Genomic DNA, 19,551 nt, shown 5'->3' with positions numbered 1-19,551 from the left:
GATGAAAGTTTTGAAACGATTATTATCTAGGATCACGCTTTATCCAACTGTCTTTCTTGCTGGCTTTATTTGCCTCTTACTAGCCACCATTTTTTCTGAATTGTCTCCCTTTCTTCTCCAAAAGATGATCGATGGGCCTTTGACTGCACTGACCCACGGTGGCGGGCAAGGGGACTTGCTTCAGATGGGAGGATTTTATCTCTTGGTATTGAGCCTGGGGCAACTGATTAGCTACATGGGCAATCGGATCTTGCTACATGGAAGTAATCAAGTAACTGCTAGTCTGAGAGACCAAGCTTTTCAAGTCATGCAAGGGCTACCTATTTCTTATTTTGATGATAAACCGGCTGGGAAGATCGCGACAAGAATTGTCAATGATACGGAGACCTTGCGGACCCAGTTTTATAACTCTTGTATGATTTTAGTCATCTATTTGGTGCGTTTCCTCTTTATTCTAGGAATTCTCTTTTATCTGAGTCCTATGATGGGACTTCTCTTGTGTTTGGTCTTTCCAATTTTCTATGGGATTCAGTATCTCTACAAGGTCATGACAGACCAGCCTATGAAGGATTTCTTTGATGCGCGAAGCGAGGTCAATACCCAGGTCAATGAACTCTTGCATGGTGCCAGTATGATTCAGCTCTATCATCAAGAACCTGGTGTGGTGGAGGAGTTTGAAGCCACTACTCAGAAGATGTTAGGAGCCAATGATCGAATTCTCTTAGCCGATTCTATTGCTTCTTGGACCTTGACGGAATTGCTCAAGTTTTTAGTGATTGCAGGCATTTTGACTATCGCTGGGATTTCTTTCCTACAGGGTAATATCGGTGTGACGGCTGGTTTCTTATTTATCAATATTAACTATGTGATTAATCTATTTGATCTCATGGCCAATCTTAGTCGTCAATTCCCAAATATTCGGCGATCCTTAGAAACGGGGAGCCGAGTCCTTGCTTTCTTAGACCAACCCTTAGAGGACGATGGTGCATTGGAACTGAAAATAGAAAAAGCTCAAGTCGTGTTTGACGACGTTCAATTTGCCTATGAAGAAGGCAAGCCAGTTCTGAGAGATATTGCCTTTCAGGCTGGTCCAGGGGAAACCATCGCTCTTGTGGGCCATACTGGATCAGGTAAGTCTTCGATTATGAACCTGCTCTATCGTTTTTATGATCCTCAAGAAGGAGCGATTTTGATCGATGGTCAAGATATTCGCCAAGTCTCTCGTGAGAGCCTACGAAGCCATATGGGGATTGTCCTGCAGGATCCTTATCTATTTACAGGGACCATTGCTAGTAATGTGGCCATGAGTCAGGATCACATTGATCGGGATGCGGTCCAAGATGTCTTGAAAAAAGTCGGGGCTTGGCCCTTTGTAGAGCGCCTTGAAAAGGGAATCGACCATCCAGTCGTAGAAAAAGGATCCGCCTTTTCAAGTGGCGAACGCCAATTGATTTCCTTTGCGCGGACCCTCTACATGAATCCGAAAATTCTGATTCTGGATGAAGCGACCTCTCACATTGATACGGAGACAGAGGAGATCATTCAGAAGGCTATGGCAGTCCTGCAAAAGGGCCGGACGACCTTTATTATTGCCCACCGCTTATCGACCATTCAAGATGCGGATCAGATCTTGGTTCTATCAGAAGGGCGCATTGTCGAACGTGGGCAACATGCAGACTTGATTGCTCATGGTGGCATCTATGCCCAGATGCAAGCTATCCAACAGACGGTTGAATAAAAGGGCATTCTTCAAATAGTAAAAGTAGCGTGTATTCTAGTATATACGCTATTTTTATGCTATAATTGAAATGATAGTGAGGTGATCCAAGATGTATATTGAAATGGTTGATGAGACCGGTCAAGTCTCTGAAGAAATGATCAAACAAACCCAGGAAATTTTAGAATTTGCTGCAAAAAAATTGGGCAAAGAAGACAAGGAAATGGCAGTGACCTTTGTAACCAACGAACGAAGCCATGAATTGAACTTGGAATACCGGGACACGGATCGCCCAACGGATGTGATCAGTCTGGAATACAAACCAGAGATGGACATTGCTTTTTCAGAAGAAGATTTAGAAGACCATCCAGAGTTAGCAGAGATGATGGCTGAATTCGATACCTATATTGGAGAGCTCTTTATTTCTGTAGACAAGGCGCGTGAGCAAGCAGCTGAGTATGGTCATAGCTTTGAGCGCGAGATGGGCTTTTTAGCAGTGCATGGCTTCCTTCATATCAACGGTTATGATCACTATACGCCGGAAGAAGAAAAGGAAATGTTTGGCTTACAGGAAGAGATTTTGACAGCCTATGGACTCACAAGACAATAAACGAAAATGGAAAAATCGAGAACTGATTGCCAGTCTTGAATTTGCTTTAACAGGGATTTTCACAGCCTTTAAAGAGGAACGAAATATGCGTAAGCATGCACTTTCAGCTGTCTTAGCGATTGTTGCAGGCTTCCTTTTTGGCATTTCAGCAACAGAGTGGCTCTTTCTACTCTTAAGTGTTTCTTTGGTCATTGCCTTTGAAATCATGAATTCTGCTCTTGAAAATGTAGTGGATTTAGCGAGCAATTACCACTTTTCCATGCTAGCTAAAAATGCCAAGGATATGGCGGCAGGAGCAGTTCTCGTTATTTCGGGCTTTGCCTTGGTGACAGGTCTTATTATATTTGTGCCCAAGTTGTGGGCTCTAGTATTTGGATAAGAGGGAGACTTCCCTCAAGAAAGGAAACTATGACATTTAAATCAGGCTTTGTAGCCATTTTAGGACGTCCCAATGTCGGGAAGTCAACTTTTTTGAACCACGTCATGGGACAAAAAATTGCCATCATGAGCGATAAGGCGCAGACAACGCGTAATAAGATTATGGGAATCTACACGACCGATAAGGAACAGATTGTCTTTATCGATACCCCAGGGATTCACAAACCCAAGACAGCGCTTGGAGACTTCATGGTAGAGTCGGCCTATAGCACCCTTCGAGAAGTCGATACCGTTCTCTTTATGGTACCAGCAGACGAGCCACGTGGGAAAGGCGATGACATGATCATCGAACGCCTCAAGGCTGCTAAGGTGCCGGTTATTCTGGTGGTCAATAAGATCGACAAGGTGCACCCTGACCAACTCTTGGCGCAAATCGATGACTTTCGTAGTCAGATGGACTTCAAGGAAATTGTGCCGATTTCAGCCCTTCAAGGAAACAATGTTTCGCATTTGATTGATATTTTGAGCGAAAACTTAGAAGAAGGTTTCCAATATTTCCCTGCTGACCAAATTACAGACCACCCAGAGCGTTTCTTAGTTTCTGAAATGATCCGCGAGAAGGTCTTGCACTTAACGCGGGAAGAAATTCCCCACTCTGTTGCCGTAGTGGTGGATTCTATGAAGCGGGATGAAGAGACAGATAAAGTCCATATCCGAGCAACCATCATGGTCGAGCGCGATAGCCAAAAAGGCATTGTCATTGGAAAAGGTGGGGCCATGCTCAAGAAGATCGGAACCCTTGCGCGTAAGGATATCGAGCTGATGCTAGGGGATAAGGTCTTCCTAGAAACCTGGGTCAAGGTCAAGAAAAATTGGCGGGATAAGAAATTGGATCTTGCTGATTTCGGATACAACGAAAAAGAATATTAAGAAGAGGTGGGCAGAAGCCTGCTTCTTGTTTTTGAAAGGAGTTCTATGCCTGAATTACCAGAAGTAGAGACGGTCCGACGCGGTCTTGAGAAATTAATTCTTGGAAAAACCATTCAGTCAGTGGCAGTAAAGTATCCAAAGATGATTCAGACGGATCTGGATGCTTTTCGACAAGATCTCCCAGGTAAAGAAATTCGGGCCATGGGGCGCCGTGGGAAATATCTCTTGTTTTATCTGACGGATCTGGTCCTCATCTCGCATTTGCGGATGGAAGGCAAGTATTTCTTTTATCCAGACGAAGTCCCTCTTCGCAAGCATGCTCATGTCTTCTTTCATTTTACAGATGGTAGCACTCTGGTCTATGAAGATGTCCGCAAGTTTGGGACCATGGAAGTCATCACACCTGACCTTGTCGACAGCTACTTTTTGGCGAAAAAGATTGGTCCAGAGCCGACAGAAGCGGATTTTAAAGAACCAGCCTTCCAAGCAGCTCTTAAACAATCAAAGAAACCCATTAAATCAGCTCTTTTGGACCAAAAATTAGTGGCTGGTCTGGGCAATATCTATGTAGATGAGGTCCTTTATCGAGCCAAGGTTCATCCAGCCCGTTTAGGTCAAAGCTTGACTGCTAGAGAAGCCAAAGCCGTTCGCAAAGAAACAATTGCTGTGCTGGCTCAAGCTGTTGAAAAGGGTGGCTCCACCATTCGCTCTTACAGCAATGCTTTTGGCGAGGATGGCACCATGCAGGAAGAACACCAGGTCTATGGGAAAACAGGCCAGCCTTGTTTGCGCTGCGGGACACCGATTGAAAAAATTCAGCTGGGGGGACGCGGAACCCATTTTTGCCCTCACTGCCAAAAGGAGAACTAGATGGCGAGAATCATCGGATTAACAGGAGGGATTGCTTCAGGGAAGTCGACTGTGACCTCCTATTTGAGAGAAAAGGGGTATCCTGTCATTGATGCTGATCGAGTGGTCCATGACTTGCAGGCACCAGGTGGAGAACTCTATCAAGCTTTGGTAGATCATTTTGGAAGGGACATCCTTCTAGATACAGGAGACTTGAATCGTCCTGCTCTGGCTCAACGCATCTTTTCAACCCAGAAAGAGATTGCCTGGTCCAACCAAGTACAAGGGGACATCATTCGCAAAGCTCTGGCGCGAGAACGGGACCGACTAGCTGCAACAGAAGACCTCTTTTTCATGGATATCCCCTTGTTAATCGAGCAAGGATATCTGGACTGGTTTGATCAAGTCTGGCTGGTCTATGTGACGGAAGATACTCAGTTAGAACGTTTGATGGAGCGCAATGCCTTAACGGAGGTCCAGGCGCGCGATCGTTTGGCAGCCCAGATGCCTCTAGATGAGAAAAAAGCTCTTGTCGATCTCGTGATCGATAACAATAGCCAGCGTGATTGCCTCTATCAACAAATCGATCGGGCTTTAGAACAAATAGAAAGAAGATGATCCTATTTCACTGGAAATCAATTGGCGTAAAAATCTTTTTATTGCCTGGATTGGCTGTTTTTTCGTAGGTGCCAGTCTTTCGTTAGTGGTTCCCTTTATGGCTCTATTTGTGGAGGAGTTGGGGGTAAAAGGTCCGGCAGTTCCTTTTTATGCTGGGATTGCAGTCGCCTCCTCCTCTTTGACTTCCGCTCTAATGGCCCCAATCTGGGGGAGTTTGGCGGACCGTTATGGTCGGAAACCCATGATGTTGAGAGCCTCGATTGCTATGACCTTGACCATGGGAGGAATTGCTTTTGTCCCTTCCGTCTTTTGGTTGCTACTTCTACGCTTATTAAATGGTGTCTTCTCAGGCTTTGTCCCTAACAGTACGGCTCTCATTGCCAGTCAGGTGCCAAAGAATCAATCTGGATACGCTCTAGGAACCTTATCGACGGGAACTGTTGCCGGTACCTTGATGGGCCCCTTGTTGGGGGGATTGATTGCAGAGCAATTTGGTATGCGGAATGTCTTTCTCCTCGTTGGTTTTTTCCTCTTTCTCGTCTCTGTCTTGACTTGGTGGGGCATCGAGGAAGACTACCAACAAATATCGAAAGAGGATCACCTTTCAAGCTGGGAATTACTGGCTTCTATCCAGCATAAGGACATTTTACTGGGCCTCTTTTTGACCAGTATGACCATTCAGATGATCGGTCAGTCCATTTCTCCCATTCTTCCACTCTATGTAAGAGAGCTTGGCCAGAGCGACAATGTTATTTTTGTATCTGGGCTGATCGTATCAGCGATGGGGATTTCCAGTATCCTGACATCGGGATGGATGGGGAAGCTCGGAGATAAAATTGGCAACCATCGCCTCTTACTTTTAGCTCTTCTCTATAGTGGGATCCTCTATATCTTCTGTGCCCTTGCTCAGACCCCTTTTCAATTAGGATTTCTTCGTTTCCTATTTGGGATTGGGACAGGAGCCTTAATGCCCGGAGTGACGGCTCTCTTAAACCGCATGACTCCCAAGGAAGGAATTTCTCGGATTTTTAGTTACAACCAACTCTTCTTTTATATAGGGGGAGTTCTTGGTCCCATGATGGGCTCTAGTATTGCTATGCATGTCAATTACCATTGGGTATTCTATGGGACTGCTATCCTAGCCTTTATAGATTTGGCCTTCCTTTTATTCATCTTTAGAAAGTATTTGAAAGTGAGAGAAATCAGTGCGCATTAAAGTACAACTAACCTGCACGAGCTGTGGTAGTCAGAATTATTTGACAAGTAAAAATATGAAGACCCACCCTGAAAAAATTGAAGTTTTGAAGTATTGTCCTAAAGAGAGAAAAGTGACATTACATCTTGAAACGAAATGATTTTTATGGTAAAATAGATAGGATTTTAAGGAGTTTTTAAATTATGACTAAACCGTTGATTACTATTTTATTGGTACTATCTGTATTAATTATTATCGCTATCTTCATGCAACCAACTAAAAATCAATCTAGCAACGTATTCGATGCAAGCTCAAATGACTTGTTTGAACGTTCAAAAGCTCGTGGATTCGAAGCAGTGATGCAACGATTGACAGGAGTAATGATTTTCCTTTGGTTACTCATTGCGATGATTCTAATGGTATTATCCAGTAAATAAGATAGGCTTAGACATTGTCTTTGCCTATTTTTTCATCTATGGGTCGTTGGATAGGGAGATTGTCACTAGCAAAGAAATCTCTCTGAAAGAAAGAAAATAAAGGAGGCTGGGTATCCAGCACAAGATATGAAAAGTAAAATTATTGATTATTTAAAACAGGAGGGAAAAGCTCAGGTTGATCAGTTGGCTCAAGCCATTGGGAGTACAGACGCCAAAGGTTTTCGTGAACTGATTAAGACCATTTCGCTGATGGAGCGACGTCGTCAACTAACCTTTGAAGAAAATGGTTTTTTAAGTCTCCTTGATGCCAAGCCAAAAGACGTCATTACTGTGAAAGGGATTTTCCATGCTCATAAGAGTGGCTTTGGCTTTGTTAGCCTAGAGGGGGAAGAAGAGGACCTTTTTATTGGACGAAATGATGTCAACCATGCCATTGATGGGGATACAGTTGAGGTTGTAATCACCAAGGTCGCCGATCGGCAAAAGGGGACCGCGGCAGAGGGGAAAATCATTGATGTCTTGGAGCACAGCCTCCAAACAGTCGTCGGCCAAATCGTTTTGGATGAGGAAAAACCCAAATATGCAGGCTACATCCTTTCAAAGAATCAAAAGATTAGCCAACGCATTTACGTGAAAAAACCTGCCCTACAATTAGAGGGAACGGAAGTTCTCAAGGTAGCTATTGAACAGTATCCAAGTCGGAAGCACAATTACTTTGTAGCCTCAGTACAAGATGTGGTTGGGCATGTGACAGATCCTGGGATCGATGTCTTGGAAGTTTTAGAGTCTATGGATATCGTCTCAGAATTTCCAGAAGCAGTCCTCAAAGAAGCAGAAAGCATCCCAGACCAGCCTAGTGAGAAGGATATGGAGGGACGTTTGGACCTTCGAGATGAAATCATCTTTACCATTGATGGTGCCGATGCCAAGGACTTGGATGATGCGGTTCACATCAAGCGCTTGGAAGGTGGGAATTTTGAGCTTGGCGTTCACATAGCCGATGTCTCTTATTATGTAACCGAAGGTTCTGCCTTGGACAAGGAAGCCCTCAACCGCGCGACCTCTGTCTATGTGACAGACCGGGTCGTGCCCATGTTACCTGAGCGTCTATCAAACGGGATTTGTTCCTTAAACCCTCAAGTGGATCGCTTGACCCAGTCAGCCATTATGGAGATCGACCAGCGTGGTCGGGTCCTTCGCTACCAGATCACCCAAACGGTCATTAAAACGACTTTCCGTATGACCTATAGCGATGTCAATGAGATCATTGCTGGGGACCAGGAGAAGCGTGAGGAATACCAAGCTATTGTGCCAAGTATCGAAGCCATGGTTGGTCTTCATCAGATCTTAGAAGGAATGCGGGAAAAACGAGGAGCCCTGAACTTTGATACCAGTGAAGCAAAAATCCTAGTCAATCCTCAAGGAAAACCAGTAGACATCGTCTTGCGCCAACGTGGGGTTGCAGAACGGATGATTGAATCCTTCATGCTGATTGCCAATGAGACAGTAGCAGAGCATTTTGCCAAACGAAAACTTCCCTTTATTTACCGGATTCACGAAGAACCCAAAGCAGAGAAAGTGCAAAAGTTTATCGATTATGCTTCTAGCTTTGGCCTACCAATTTATGGGACAGCTAGTTCCATGAGTCAGGAAACCTTGCAGGATATTATGAAGAAGGTAGAAGGGGAACCCTATGCTGATGTCTTGTCTATGATGTTGCTCCGTTCCATGCAACAAGCGCGTTATTCCGAGCACAACCACGGCCACTATGGGCTAGCAGCCGATTTCTATACTCACTTCACCAGTCCGATTCGCCGGTATCCAGACTTATTAGTCCACCGCATGGTGCGAGAGTATGGAAAAGATTCTGAAGTGGCTAGTCATTTTGAACAGGTCATTCCAGATATTGCTAGCCAATCCTCTAGTCGGGAACGCCGCGCCATTGATGCGGAACGGGAAATAGAAGCCATGAAGAAGGCAGAGTACATGGAGGACTATGTTGGCGAAGAGTACGATGCTTTGGTGTCCAGTGTCGTCAAGTTTGGTCTCTTTGTTGAATTGCCAAATACTGTAGAAGGTTTGATCCACATCACCACCTTACCTGGTTTTTATCATTTTAACGAGCGCGATTTGACCTTGCGCGGGGAAAAATCAGGCGTGACTTTCCGTGTCGGTCAGGAAATCCGAATCAGGGTCGAAAGAGCGGATAAGATGACTGGTGAGATTGATTTTTCTTATATCCCAAGTGAGCTGGATTTGATTGAAAAAGTCACTAAAGCATCGGGGCGTAAAGATCGAAATGGACACTCTAAGCGCCCTTCTTCTAAGAAAGAAGAACGAAAGCAAGGGGGCTTTAGAGAGAACAAGCGCAAGCATTCTTCAAAAGACAAGAAGAAAAAGAGTAAGAAACCTTTTTACAAGGAAGTAGCTAAGAAAGGAGCTAAGCATGGCAAAGGGCGAGGGAAAGGTCGTCGCACAAAATAAGAAAGCAAGCCACGATTATACAATTGTTGATACCATTGAAGCAGGAATGGTCCTGACTGGTACAGAAATCAAGAGTGTTCGAGCAGCTCGTATCAACCTCAAGGATGGATTTGCCCAAGTCAAAAATGGGGAAGTCTGGCTCAGCAATGTTCATATTGCTCCCTATGAGGAAGGCAATATCTGGAACCAAGATCCAGAACGCCGTCGCAAACTCTTGCTGCATAAGAAACAGATTCAAAAACTGGAGCAGGAAACTAAAGGGACTGGGATGACTCTAGTTCCCCTTAAGGTTTACCTTAAGGATGGTTATGCTAAGCTCTTGTTAGGCTTAGCCAAAGGGAAGCACGATTATGACAAACGTGAATCCATCAAACGGCGGGAACAAAATCGTGACATTGCTCGTGTCATGAAACAATACAATACGCGTTAAAGTAAGAAATAGGAACAGCTGAAGCAAGGGCTGAAAACTGTTCCTATTTTTAAATTTCTCTTCTTGAAACCGCTTGCATTTTTATCTGGATAGGGGTATACTGAAGGTAGCGTTGGTATAGTTGTTTTTCGTCGGCTTGAAATTGATTTTCTAGCCTCTTTTGTAGTCATAAAGGAGATCGACTATGAGAAAACTACTGGTCAAACTGATGATTGCTTTGATGGCCTTTGCCTTGATTCCAGTTCAAGTTGCGCAGGCCTGCTCAGCCTTCATTGTTGGGAAGGAACTCACGACAGATGGTTCCATGCTCTTTGGGCGGACTGAAGACTATCCTTATGCGCCCGATGGTGGTCGCCACAATAAAACCTATGAAGTGGTACCTGCCAAAGACTATAAGGATGGGGATATGTTGGAGGATGAATCCAACGGCTTTGCTTATCCCCACTTGAGTCATGAAATGAAATATACCGCAACTTATGATGCAGCCCATGGAGATGGTTCCAATGGGAACTTCGGAGCACACGGCTTTAACGAAGCGGGCGTTTCCATGACTTCTACCGTATCTGCAACCCCACACGATAAGATTTTGGAAGCAGATCCACTTGTGAAAAATGGCTTGGCTGAAGCTGCTATGGTAGACTTGGTTCTTCCACGTGCCAAAACAGCACGTGAAGGAATTGAGTTGGTTGCTAAGGTACTTGATGAAAAAGGATCTGCCGAAGGAAACATCATTGTCGTAGCAGATAAGAATGAACTCTGGTACATGGAAATCCTCTCTGGTCACCAATATGTAGCCATTAAATTCCCTCAAGACCGCTATGCCATCTTTGCCAATACCTACTATCTAGGACATGTGGATTTCAAGGACAAGGACAACGTCATTGCTTCGAAAGATGTGGAAGCAGTTGCTAAAAAGGCAGACCACTACAAGACTGATAAAGATGGTAACTTCCATATTGCAGACTCTTATGGTCCAGATGAATATACCGAACGCAACCGCTCACGGACCTATGCAGGGATTACCTTGATGGATCCGAAGGCGGACATCAAATATGATGATAAGCACTTTGACCTCTTGCGCAAACCAACGGATCCTTCTAAAAAGTATAGTCTAGAAGATGTTTTCGCTGAACAACGGAACCGGTTCGAACACCTTAAACAATACACACCAGATGACTTGGTGGAACCAGGTAAAGAAGTCGATACCAATAAATACAAATATGCTTTGGGAAATGAAAACGTCATTAACGCCCACGTCTACCAAATTAAGAAGGACTTGCCAACTCCATTTGGTGGTGTCGTTTGGTTAGGTCTCGCTCAAAGCCGGAACACGCCTTATGTGCCATTCTATGGTATTGTCAACGATACCTATGCACCATTCAAAGTTCGCTCTGCCAAATACGATCCAACTTCTTGGTATTGGGCTGTTTGGCATATTGACCAAATGGTCATGAAATACCCAGACCTCTTTGGCAACAGCATCCAAGAGAAGTGGAAAGAATTGGAAAAAGGCTGGATCAAGGAACAAGCGGCTTTGGATCAAAAATATAGTGGACTCACTGATGACCAAGCGAAAGCTACTGCAGACGAAGTAACAAGTGACTCACTTAAACGTGCGGAAACGATCTTCAAACAAATCAAGCAAGTTGAAAGCGAGATGGAAGATAAGATTCGTACAGAAAAAGGTTTGGAAGCAGACTTTGTTTATGATGGCTATAACAAGGCCAATCTGGTAGCAGCAGCTCAAGCTGAAAAAGACGCATCGAAAGAAACTGATAAGAAGGAAGAAACAGCTTCTAGTCAATCATCTAGCAAGGCAAGTGATTCAAACAGCAGTTTATCTGCCGTCTTAGGAGTTTTGGCTCTTGCAGGATTTGGCTTGGCAGGTTTCTACTTTAAAAAATCAAAAAAGAATGAAAATGAAGAATAAGTAGACAGAGACTGTTAAATCAGCATCCTGCCTCAACTGGATTCTAAGAGAGTGGAATAGAAGTCTTCACAAAAGGAGCTTGTAATTCCACTCTTTTTATTGTTATTTGCATGCAATTTTTGTATGATAGGGATAGATAGAAAGAAGGAGAAGAAACGGATGCCTGAAAAATTAATTGCCTATAAACGGATGCCTTTGTGGACCAAGGATACCATGCCTGAAGCAGTCCAAAGAAAACACAATACCAAAGTAGGTACTTGGGGAAAGATTACCGTCCTCAAAGGAAAACTCAAGTTTGTTGAGCTGACGGAAGATGGGGAAGAAGTAGCCAGCCATATTTTTGAGGCAGGTGCAGATAACCCGATGGCACAACCTCAAGCTTGGCACCGTGTAGAGGCCCTTACAGATGATGTGGAATGGTTTTTGGAATTCTACTGTGAGCCCAAAGATTACTTCCCCAAAAAATATAATAGTAATCCCGTCCATTCGGAAGTGCTAGAAGCCATGGAGTCCCTTTCTCCAGGCAAGGCCTTGGATTTGGGGTGTGGACAAGGACGAAATGCTCTCTTTTTAGCCCAGCATGGCTTTGAAGTGACAGCAGTCGATCAAAATGAATTGGCCCTAGAGATCCTACAAAGTATTGTAGAGCAAGAAGATTTGGAAATGACTGTGGGGCTCTATGATATCAATTCAGCGAACTTAAAGCAAAGTTATGACTTGATTGTTTCAACAGTTGTCCTCATGTTCTTGCAAGCGGATCGCATTCCTGCGATTATTCGAAATATGCAAGACCAGACCAATCCAGGTGGCTATAACTTGATCGTTTGTGCCATGGATACAGAGGACTATCCTTGCCAGGTTCCTTTTTCCTTTACCTTTAAGGAAGGCGAGCTAGCAGACTACTACAAGGATTGGGAACTCGTTAAATACAATGAAAATCCAGGGCATCTGCACCGACGTGATGAAAATGGCAATCGAATTGCCTTACGCTTTGCGACCATGCTAGCCAAGAAAATATAAATAGCTCTCTAGACAAGGACACCCTTGCAGTCGTCCTTGTCTTTTTATATCTGAAAACTTTCTGAAAATACTTGATTTTTTACAGAAAAGGAGTAGACTGTTAGTGTATCTTTCAAGAATTTTGAGGAGAAGCGCGTGAAACTCTATGTTCAACTGATGATTATCTTTACCATCTCTTTGATTGGGGAAGGGATATCGACCCTCTTTCATTTGCCAATTCCAGGTAGTATTATTGGTCTACTGATTCTATTTCTTTGCTTGCAGTTGAAATGGCTTCGTATCCGCCATGTGAATCTGGTCGGATCTTTTCTCTTAGCCAATATGACGATTTTATTTTTACCTCCAGCGGTTGGGATTATGGATAAGTTTGATGTCATCCAGCCCTATTTATTGCCCATCGTATTGATTATTTTAGGGGCTATCATCATCAATGTAACCCTCATTGCGCTTGTTGTTGGCTTTATCAAGACAAGGTATGAGGGGGATTATGAAGGAGGGAAGAAATAATGGAAAGTTTGTGGTCAAATCCTCTCTTTGGGATTTCTTTATCAGTCTTTGCCTATCTGATTGGGATGATGATTTTTCGTCGCTTTCCCCATCCGATCACGACCCCCCTCTTAGTTGCTACGGTCTTAATCATTGGATTTCTAAAGCTGACAGGGATTTCCTATAAGGCCTATAATATTGGCGGGACCTACCTCAGTAATTTGATTGTGCCTTCAACGGTTGTCCTGGGAATCCCCTTGTATAAGAGTTTCCATCTGATGAAACACCATGCCAAGAGTATTCTTCTTAGTAGTTTTCTAGCAGTAGTGGTCAATACAGTTTTCACAGCTGTCTTGGCTAAGATTTATGGGATGAAGTACTTTCTAGCTATTTCCCTTTTTCCTAAATCTGTTACAACAGCTATGGCAGTAGGAATTACGGAAAAAATGCAGGGGATTACCACGATTACTTTGGTCGTCGTTGTGGCAACAGGGATTCTAACCAGTGTGCTAGGACCAACGATTCTTAAATGCCTAAAAGTAGAGGATCCTGTTGCCATTGGTTTGGCTCTTGGGGGTACAGGTCATGCGGTAGGGACTGGTACAGCCTTTCAGTATGGTCAAGTAGCCGGAGCTATGGGAGGCTTAGCAATTGGGATAACTGGCGTTTTCTACGTCTTTATAAGTCCCCTTGTCGCGAGCCTGATTCTTTCCTAAAAAGGTAGATAGTATTCAGAAAAAGCTTGGAAGAAGTTCCGAGCTTTTTAGTGTACACTTAGATAGAGAAGGTTGTTTGATAATTTGAAGATCAAATAATTTTCAGATAGATTACTAATTGATTACAGTCCTTGTAAGCGCTTGCTAAAGTTTGGTTCAAAAGGTATACTAAAAGAGGTTATACGGTTAATATCTAGTTAAAGGAGTTCAATATGAAGAAACGTTATGCTCGATCAGCTTTGGGTTTGATCACTGCTCTCTTCCTCTTTGCCCAACCGGTAGAGGCTTGTACAGGTTTTATCATCGGTAAGAAGTTAACAGCAGATGGGAATGCTTTGTACGGACGTACGGAGGACTTAGAACCGAACCACAATAAGAACTTTGTGGTTCGAGAACGAACTTATAACAAAAAGGGAGATGTTTTTGAAGATGCTACCAATGGCTTTAAATATGAGCTTCCGGAAGTAAGTTATAAATATACAGCTGTCCCAGATGTTACCCCAGAACAGGGTGTATTTGATGAAGCTGGTTTTAATGAGCATGGTGTGTCCATCTCAGCGACAGTCTCAGCTTCTGCGAATGAGAACATTCAAAAGGTTGATCCTTATGTAGAAGATGGCTTGGCTGAGTCTGCTCTCACCACTGTCGTTCTTCCGAGTGTCAAAACGGCTCGTGAAGGAGTCGAGCTTATTGCGAAAATTGTGGAAGAAAAAGGGGCGGCAGAAGGAAATATTGTGACGATTGCGGATAAGGAAGGAATCTGGTACATGGAGATTCTTTCAGGTCACCAATATGTAGCAATTCTCTTCCCAGAAGATCGCTATGCAGTCTTTCCAAATACCTTCTTCTTAGGGCATGTCGATTTTTCAAATAAGGAACGGACTATTGCCTCCAAGGATGTTGAAAAAGTGGCCCGTGATGCAGGAACCTATAAAGAAATCGATGGCCAGTTCCATGTATCTCAATCCTACAACCCTCCTTTGCATGAGGCAGATCGTTCTCGTGTTTGGTCTGGTATTAAGTCACTGGATCCAGATGCAGATGTGAACTACGATGACGAGTATTTTGACTTGATGCATACAACGGATCGGAAATTGACGCTTCGAGATGCGATGAATCTCCAACGCAATCGGTTAGAAGGAACAGACTTCAAACCTCAAGATCAAATGGAGTTAGATGGAAAAGGGATCCCAGAAAAAGGGAAATTTGATGAAGTCTATAAATACCCGATTTCGAACCCGAATGTCATGGAAGCCCATATTTTCCAATTAAAGGACAATGTTCCGGATAGTGCTGGTGGGGGAACCATGTGGTTAGCGATGGGAAGCCCACGAAATGCTCCTTACCTGCCTTACTATGGCAATATCACCAATACCTACCAAGCCTATCAAGAATTAGGGACAGCCTATAATCCCCAATCTTGGTATTGGACCATGTCTCGCATTAATGATTTAGTTGCCAAATATCCTGATTTGTTTGGAGATGGAGCCATCCGTACTGAAATGGAACGCCTAGAATCTCAATGGATGGCTGAGCAAGAAATCAGTGATCAAGAACAAATTGCCCTCGCTTCACAGCCAGAGCAGGCGAGCCTAAAAGCGACAGAAACGAGCATGACTCGGGCTCAAAAGACCTTCGATCGTCTGCAAGAAATTCGTCAAGAAGCAGAAGAAAAGGTGATTGCTCAATATGGACAAGGTGCTATTGACGATTTAACAGATGAAGAAGATGCAAACCAAGAAGAAGAGATCAATTTGGTACCATTTGATTATGACTTCGTCATCACGATTGGCTTAGCCCTTGTGACAGTGTTAGGACTAGGTGTCTACTTTATTCAATCAAAGAAAGCAAAGGGAGGTAAGAAGGATGAATAAGTTTCAACGAATATTGCTCTTCCTATTTCTGGTCTTAGCAGGGATTGGGATGGAGTTTGAGCTAGGCTCTCTCTCTCAAGAAGAGTTTAGCCAAGTAGCAGGAAGAGATTTGGTTTTAAACCTGCTCGTTTTAGCGGTGATTGTCGTTCCTCTTTATCTCTTTATTAAACGACTTGCAAAAAGATTTGAGGTTCCCCTGCTTGTTTTGTGGGCTACCATGTTTGGCGGTGCTTTTGTTGCTGGCTGGCTCAGCTTTTCAGGGAACAGCCTCATTGACCATCTCAATAGTCATCTCATTCAGGATGTTAGTACCTTTAATAAATGGACAGATGCTTTGACAGCCCCATTTGCTGAAGAATTTTTTAAAGCTCTAGTGGCCTTTTGGATCCTCTTGATTTTGGGTCGTAAAGATTTGAAATCAGTTTTAATCGCTGGTTTTGGATCTGGTCTTGGTTTCCAAATCATTGAAGACCTTGGTTATGTGGCGCGTCAAACGCGATCTGGAGACCTCTCGGCAGTAACGGAGGCGGTGAACCGCATTTCTGGTGGCTTAGCATCTCATGCAGTCTACACAGCTGTTGTATCTGTTGGTGCTTTTCTCATCTTATCTCAATGCACCAAGCAAAAAGAAAAGCTCTTTGGTCTTTGGTGTGTGGTTTCCACGGTGGCCAATCACTTCTTATGGAATTCCCCATTCTATGAAACAGATCATCGGGTTAATATTTTGGTAGGCTTGCTCTTTGCCTTTCAAGTAGGAACCTTTATTGAGGTCGTTCTCTTTGCTCATAAAAATCCGAATCTAAACCTTTTAAAGAAAAACTAAGGAAAAGATTCAGTAGGTATCATACATGAAAAAGCTTAGAAACTTTTGTTTCTAAGCTTTTTTTCTAGATTTTATTTGCTTTCTTCTTTTTTCTTTAGACCAAAGAAGGCTAAGACGGATGTCAACAGAGCGAGCATGTAGATAGCAGGAGAGTCGGAAGTTCCTGTTTCTGGTAGGGTAGCAGAGCCCGCTGTGAATGTTTTAGCGACTGTCACTGACAAGTGATGGTTGTTGGCCTTGATCTGTGTATCGTCTTTAGCAGATGTTAAAGTATTCTTTGTTTGGCTAGCTAGTTGATTAGGAGAATTCGTACCAACTAGAGCTGGAATGTATGTTTGATCCATTTTACCGGTAGATGGATTAGTTGGTTGAGCATTTTTACCGGTAGATGGGATAACTGGTTGGTCATTGCTTCCTGGGTAGGACTTTGGATTAGCAGGATCTGTTCCTTGTTTGATTTCCTCAATATCTGCCACACCATCTCCATCTGTATCTTTGTTAGCAGAAATAGAAATGGTACGAGAATTTGGATTGATGGTTGCATAGGCTGTGAGATCTGCCTTAGCAAGGTAATCTGCAAAGGCAACGTCCATGGAAGGACCTTCCTCACGAGCTCCACCTAACATGGTGTAGCCATCCCCTCCTGCTGCTAAGAAGTCATTGGTAGTCAAGTAGTAATCTTTAGCTAAGTTAAGAGGTTCGTATTGGCCGGTTTCTGGATTTTTAATTTCGACATAGAGGATGCGTTTTTCAGCTGGTAGGGTTGTATCGTAATAAACTTTTGCTCCAGAAACTTGGAGGAAGCCTCCGCTTGGTTCAAGAAGGGGTTGTCCGTTTTCGTCAAGAACAGTTTTGCCATCTTTTTCTTGTAAAATAGATCCAAGAGATTTAGCAAACATATCAGCAATATTCTGACCGGTTACTTTAATTTGAGAGATGGTATTCCCAAATGGAAGAACAGCAATGACGCTTCCTTTGGTGATTGGCTTGTCTTTGGCAATGGTCTCACGCAAGCCGCCACCGTTGGTTACAGCGAGGTCAGTCTTATGACTAAATCCGGTTTGTCCGTATTCATAGAGGGCATCCGCTACGACATTTCCAAGGTTGGTCTCGCGGACACGGACATTTTCCCGTTGACCATTTAGTTCTACAGGACTATTGTCACGAACGACTTTAGCATTCTCAGCATCGTATTGTTCTTTGATCTTTTGGACCATGGCAGCTACTTTGGCATTTGGCACTACATTTTTAGTTGAAGCTGCTGAAATTTGTTGAGGATTTCCAAGCAATTGGTTGGCCTGGTAGGTGATTTTACCGATATTGTTCAGGTAGCTACCGGTTTGGTTATAGGTTACGTTGTCTCCGTAAGTGGTTGATTGAACAGTATGGGAATGCCCGTCAATAACGGTGACGCGTTTACCTTTCAGTTTTGCATTTTTAGAAAGTTCCTCAGCTAAAGTAGAGCCCCGCCATTCGACTGGAGTGGTTGTATCCACACCTAAGTGAGCAAGGACAACGTAGTTTTTGTAAGTCTTGCCCTCAGCAGTAGCGCGTGCTTCAATCTCATCAATGACCTTGTTTACTTCTGAAATAGGATCTGTGAAAGTAACACCTTGGACATTCTTAGGGTGGGTTTTAGTGGCTGTTTCAGGCGTTGTCACTCCGATGACCACAAACTCATCGCCAACCACATTCTTATCTTTATCGACAATGGTGGAAGCTTCAAATAAGCGAGCCCCGTTGATGTAGGTGTTGGAACTGAGAAGTGGGAAGTTCAAGATTTCTTTGTATTTCTTAGCCTCATCCAAACCAAAATCGAACTCATGGTTTCCGACTGCCATGGCATCGTAGCCAATTTCGTTCAAAATTTTAGCTCGTTCTTCCCCTTTTGAACTATTTGAAATCGGTAGTCCTTGGAAGGCATCCCCAGCATCTACGACCAATGTAGATGGATTTTTCGCCCGTTCTTCATCGATGACTGCTGCTAATTTAGCATCTCCAATCACACCCTTTTCTTCGACGATCCGACCATGAACGTCGTTGGTATGTAGGATATTTGCTTCAGGCAAGTCAGCTGAACTCTCTGTAGCACCTTCTGAAGTAGTTGTACTGCCTTCTGTTGAAGCAGGAGTAGCATCCGTAGCATTTGTTGAAGTAGCAGCTACTTCAAGGTTAGTTTCAGGAGCTGTTTGCTCATCTGCAGCTACCTGGGAAGCTAGGAAGGCAGGAGCAAGCAATAAGATTGGTAAAAGAAGTTTCTTCTTTTTCATAAACGGTCCTCTTTTCTATTTTATTCCATACTAAATATTATAGCTAAAAAGGAAAGAAAAGGAAAACGTTTTCTGATAGTTGGGCAAATAATCTTGTGAGTGCGTTGAGGTTCCAGCTAGTTGCTCTTATCCATAAAAAAAGAAAACTTTCGTTTTCTCATTTTCTTATTCTGTTATGGGTTGGTTCCAAGTGGTAAAGTCAGTCACACTTAACACGACTGTCGCGATTTCGATCGGCTCTTCTTTTGCACCAGTTGACAACCATTTTGTGATTACGGCTTCAATCGTAGCTGCAAAAATCTCAACAGCATACTTATAAGGAACTTGGAATTTATTAACCAAGTGGTCTTTGGCGTGTGGAGTATCGTCAAGAAGTTGCAGGGTGAAATTTTTCATTAGAAAATGAAATTCTTGGTAATCCATCTGCATCAAGGCATAGATAAAGTCATAATTATCTTGAATATATTGAAGTGAGGCAAGAAAATTTGCTCGATTGACGGTGCTTGTAGCGAAAAGTTCTCCCAACTCGCCTAAGAGTTCAGATTTAAGCTGGTTGAACATATCTTGTTTGTCTACATAATGAAGGTAAAAGGTACCTCGATTAATGCCGGCTTCCTTTGTTAGTTGGCTAATTGTAAGGCTTTCAAGTGATTGTTCAAGAAGCAGGCGTGATAGGGCGCTTCGGATAGCATTTTTAGAATTCGTTTTTCTCTTTTTTCGGGTCATAGTTCCTCCTTTATCATGTATTTGGTATAAATGATTGTTCACTAATCATCATATTATA

19 protein-coding genes are annotated in these 19,551 nt (G+C 43.3%); 17 read left to right on the top strand and 2 right to left on the bottom strand.

The window, feature by feature from the left end:
* The first annotated feature begins 1 nt into the window (after position 1).
* The 17 genes from tetB(46) to ABT997_RS02150 all read left to right on the top strand — a co-directional run bounded on the left by tetB(46) (position 2) and on the right by ABT997_RS02150 (position 16,497).
* Positions 2-1,738 (top strand): tetracycline efflux ABC transporter Tet(46) subunit B, encoded by a 1,737-nt coding sequence (gene tetB(46) / locus ABT997_RS02230; RefSeq protein ID WP_350018622.1) that lies wholly within the window; start codon positions 2-4, stop codon positions 1,736-1,738.
* A gap of 91 nt (positions 1,739-1,829) precedes the next feature.
* Positions 1,830-2,327, top strand: a complete 498-nt coding sequence (gene ybeY / locus ABT997_RS02225) for an rRNA maturation RNase YbeY (RefSeq protein WP_048689623.1) — start codon at positions 1,830-1,832, stop codon at positions 2,325-2,327.
* Positions 2,308-2,706: a diacylglycerol kinase family protein gene (locus ABT997_RS02220; RefSeq protein ID WP_129821826.1), complete on the top strand. Its 399-nt coding sequence runs from the start codon at positions 2,308-2,310 to the stop codon at positions 2,704-2,706. Before ybeY ends, ABT997_RS02220 begins: the two co-directional genes overlap by 20 nt.
* Positions 2,707-2,735: 29 nt before the next feature.
* A complete protein-coding gene (gene era / locus ABT997_RS02215; RefSeq protein ID WP_016465947.1) occupies positions 2,736-3,635 on the top strand; it encodes a GTPase Era in 900 nt (299 codons plus the stop codon).
* A 45-nt stretch (positions 3,636-3,680) separates the two neighbouring features.
* The gene (gene mutM, locus ABT997_RS02210) at positions 3,681-4,505 is read left to right on the top strand and encodes a DNA-formamidopyrimidine glycosylase (protein WP_129821827.1); all 825 of its coding nucleotides are present in this window, start codon (positions 3,681-3,683) and stop codon (positions 4,503-4,505) included.
* Positions 4,506-5,102, top strand: a complete 597-nt coding sequence (coaE, locus tag ABT997_RS02205) for a dephospho-CoA kinase (RefSeq protein WP_350018621.1) — start codon at positions 4,506-4,508, stop codon at positions 5,100-5,102. It begins immediately after the preceding gene.
* A 16-nt stretch (positions 5,103-5,118) separates the two neighbouring features.
* Entirely contained in the window at positions 5,119-6,318 is a 1,200-nt protein-coding gene (locus ABT997_RS02200) for a multidrug efflux MFS transporter (RefSeq protein WP_350018644.1), read from the top strand.
* Complete coding sequence (gene rpmG / locus ABT997_RS02195) at positions 6,308-6,457, top strand: 50S ribosomal protein L33 (protein ID WP_081453577.1); 150 nt, start codon at positions 6,308-6,310, stop codon at positions 6,455-6,457. Before ABT997_RS02200 ends, rpmG begins: the two co-directional genes overlap by 11 nt.
* A gap of 43 nt (positions 6,458-6,500) precedes the next feature.
* Entirely contained in the window at positions 6,501-6,734 is a 234-nt protein-coding gene (secG, locus tag ABT997_RS02190; RefSeq protein WP_006595869.1) for a preprotein translocase subunit SecG, read from the top strand.
* A gap of 126 nt (positions 6,735-6,860) precedes the next feature.
* Entirely contained in the window at positions 6,861-9,218 is a 2,358-nt protein-coding gene (rnr, locus tag ABT997_RS02185) for a ribonuclease R (protein WP_350018620.1), read from the top strand.
* Positions 9,181-9,648 carry an SsrA-binding protein SmpB gene (gene smpB / locus ABT997_RS02180; RefSeq protein WP_006595871.1) on the top strand — a complete coding sequence of 156 codons (468 nt, stop codon included), beginning with the start codon at positions 9,181-9,183 and terminating at the stop codon, positions 9,646-9,648. The genes rnr and smpB overlap by 38 nt, the downstream gene beginning before the upstream one ends.
* Before the next feature lie 184 nt (positions 9,649-9,832).
* A complete protein-coding gene (locus tag ABT997_RS02175; RefSeq protein WP_350018619.1) occupies positions 9,833-11,578 on the top strand; it encodes a C69 family dipeptidase in 1,746 nt (581 codons plus the stop codon).
* 159 nt (positions 11,579-11,737) lie between these two features.
* Complete coding sequence (gene tehB, locus ABT997_RS02170) at positions 11,738-12,598, top strand: SAM-dependent methyltransferase TehB (RefSeq protein WP_343093794.1); 861 nt, start codon at positions 11,738-11,740, stop codon at positions 12,596-12,598.
* 135 nt (positions 12,599-12,733) lie between these two features.
* Complete coding sequence (locus ABT997_RS02165) at positions 12,734-13,105, top strand: CidA/LrgA family protein (RefSeq protein ID WP_061564218.1); 372 nt, start codon at positions 12,734-12,736, stop codon at positions 13,103-13,105.
* Positions 13,105-13,800 (top strand): LrgB family protein, encoded by a 696-nt coding sequence (locus tag ABT997_RS02160; RefSeq protein WP_350018618.1) that lies wholly within the window; start codon positions 13,105-13,107, stop codon positions 13,798-13,800. Before ABT997_RS02165 ends, ABT997_RS02160 begins: the two co-directional genes overlap by 1 nt.
* Positions 13,801-14,012: 212 nt before the next feature.
* Positions 14,013-15,674: a C69 family dipeptidase gene (locus tag ABT997_RS02155; protein WP_350018617.1), complete on the top strand. Its 1,662-nt coding sequence runs from the start codon at positions 14,013-14,015 to the stop codon at positions 15,672-15,674.
* A complete protein-coding gene (locus tag ABT997_RS02150; RefSeq protein ID WP_350018616.1) occupies positions 15,667-16,497 on the top strand; it encodes a PrsW family glutamic-type intramembrane protease in 831 nt (276 codons plus the stop codon). The genes ABT997_RS02155 and ABT997_RS02150 overlap by 8 nt, the downstream gene beginning before the upstream one ends.
* A 71-nt stretch (positions 16,498-16,568) precedes the next feature.
* Here the strand turns inward: ABT997_RS02150 and nt5e are convergent, their stop codons facing one another.
* On the bottom strand, positions 16,569-18,767 hold the full coding sequence (gene nt5e / locus ABT997_RS02145) for a cell surface ecto-5'-nucleotidase Nt5e (RefSeq protein ID WP_350018615.1): 2,199 nt from the start codon (positions 18,765-18,767) through the stop codon (positions 16,569-16,571).
* A 165-nt stretch (positions 18,768-18,932) separates the two neighbouring features.
* Positions 18,933-19,493, bottom strand: a complete 561-nt coding sequence (locus ABT997_RS02140) for a TetR/AcrR family transcriptional regulator (RefSeq protein WP_048789594.1) — start codon at positions 19,491-19,493, stop codon at positions 18,933-18,935.
* Between the last annotated feature and the right edge of the window lie 58 nt (positions 19,494-19,551).

This window comes from Streptococcus australis (assembly GCF_040226615.1).
Lineage (GTDB): Bacteria > Bacillota > Bacilli > Lactobacillales > Streptococcaceae > Streptococcus > Streptococcus australis_E.
The sequence above is the reverse complement of the archived record's forward strand: the minus strand, read 5'-3'. Positions and strand labels throughout refer to the sequence as shown.

Bases quoted from the DNA above. Each gene is read 5' to 3' on its own strand.
- ABT997_RS02160 (WP_350018618.1), top strand. From the start codon at position 13,105: ATGGAAAGTTTGTGGTCAAATCCTCTCTTTGGGATTTCTTTATCAGTC.
- ABT997_RS02220 (WP_129821826.1), top strand. From the start codon at position 2,308: ATGGACTCACAAGACAATAAACGAAAATGGAAAAATCGAGAACTGATT.
- secG (WP_006595869.1), top strand. From the start codon at position 6,501: ATGACTAAACCGTTGATTACTATTTTATTGGTACTATCTGTATTAATT.
- ABT997_RS02150 (WP_350018616.1), top strand. From the start codon at position 15,667: ATGAATAAGTTTCAACGAATATTGCTCTTCCTATTTCTGGTCTTAGCA.
- mutM (WP_129821827.1), top strand. From the start codon at position 3,681: ATGCCTGAATTACCAGAAGTAGAGACGGTCCGACGCGGTCTTGAGAAA.
- coaE (WP_350018621.1), top strand. From the start codon at position 4,506: ATGGCGAGAATCATCGGATTAACAGGAGGGATTGCTTCAGGGAAGTCG.
- ABT997_RS02155 (WP_350018617.1), top strand. From the start codon at position 14,013: ATGAAGAAACGTTATGCTCGATCAGCTTTGGGTTTGATCACTGCTCTC.
- rnr (WP_350018620.1), top strand. From the start codon at position 6,861: ATGAAAAGTAAAATTATTGATTATTTAAAACAGGAGGGAAAAGCTCAG.
- ABT997_RS02140 (WP_048789594.1), bottom strand. From the start codon at position 19,493: ATGACCCGAAAAAAGAGAAAAACGAATTCTAAAAATGCTATCCGAAGC.
- ybeY (WP_048689623.1), top strand. From the start codon at position 1,830: ATGTATATTGAAATGGTTGATGAGACCGGTCAAGTCTCTGAAGAAATG.
- tehB (WP_343093794.1), top strand. From the start codon at position 11,738: ATGCCTGAAAAATTAATTGCCTATAAACGGATGCCTTTGTGGACCAAG.
- ABT997_RS02175 (WP_350018619.1), top strand. From the start codon at position 9,833: ATGAGAAAACTACTGGTCAAACTGATGATTGCTTTGATGGCCTTTGCC.
- era (WP_016465947.1), top strand. From the start codon at position 2,736: ATGACATTTAAATCAGGCTTTGTAGCCATTTTAGGACGTCCCAATGTC.
- nt5e (WP_350018615.1), bottom strand. From the start codon at position 18,767: ATGAAAAAGAAGAAACTTCTTTTACCAATCTTATTGCTTGCTCCTGCC.
- smpB (WP_006595871.1), top strand. From the start codon at position 9,181: ATGGCAAAGGGCGAGGGAAAGGTCGTCGCACAAAATAAGAAAGCAAGC.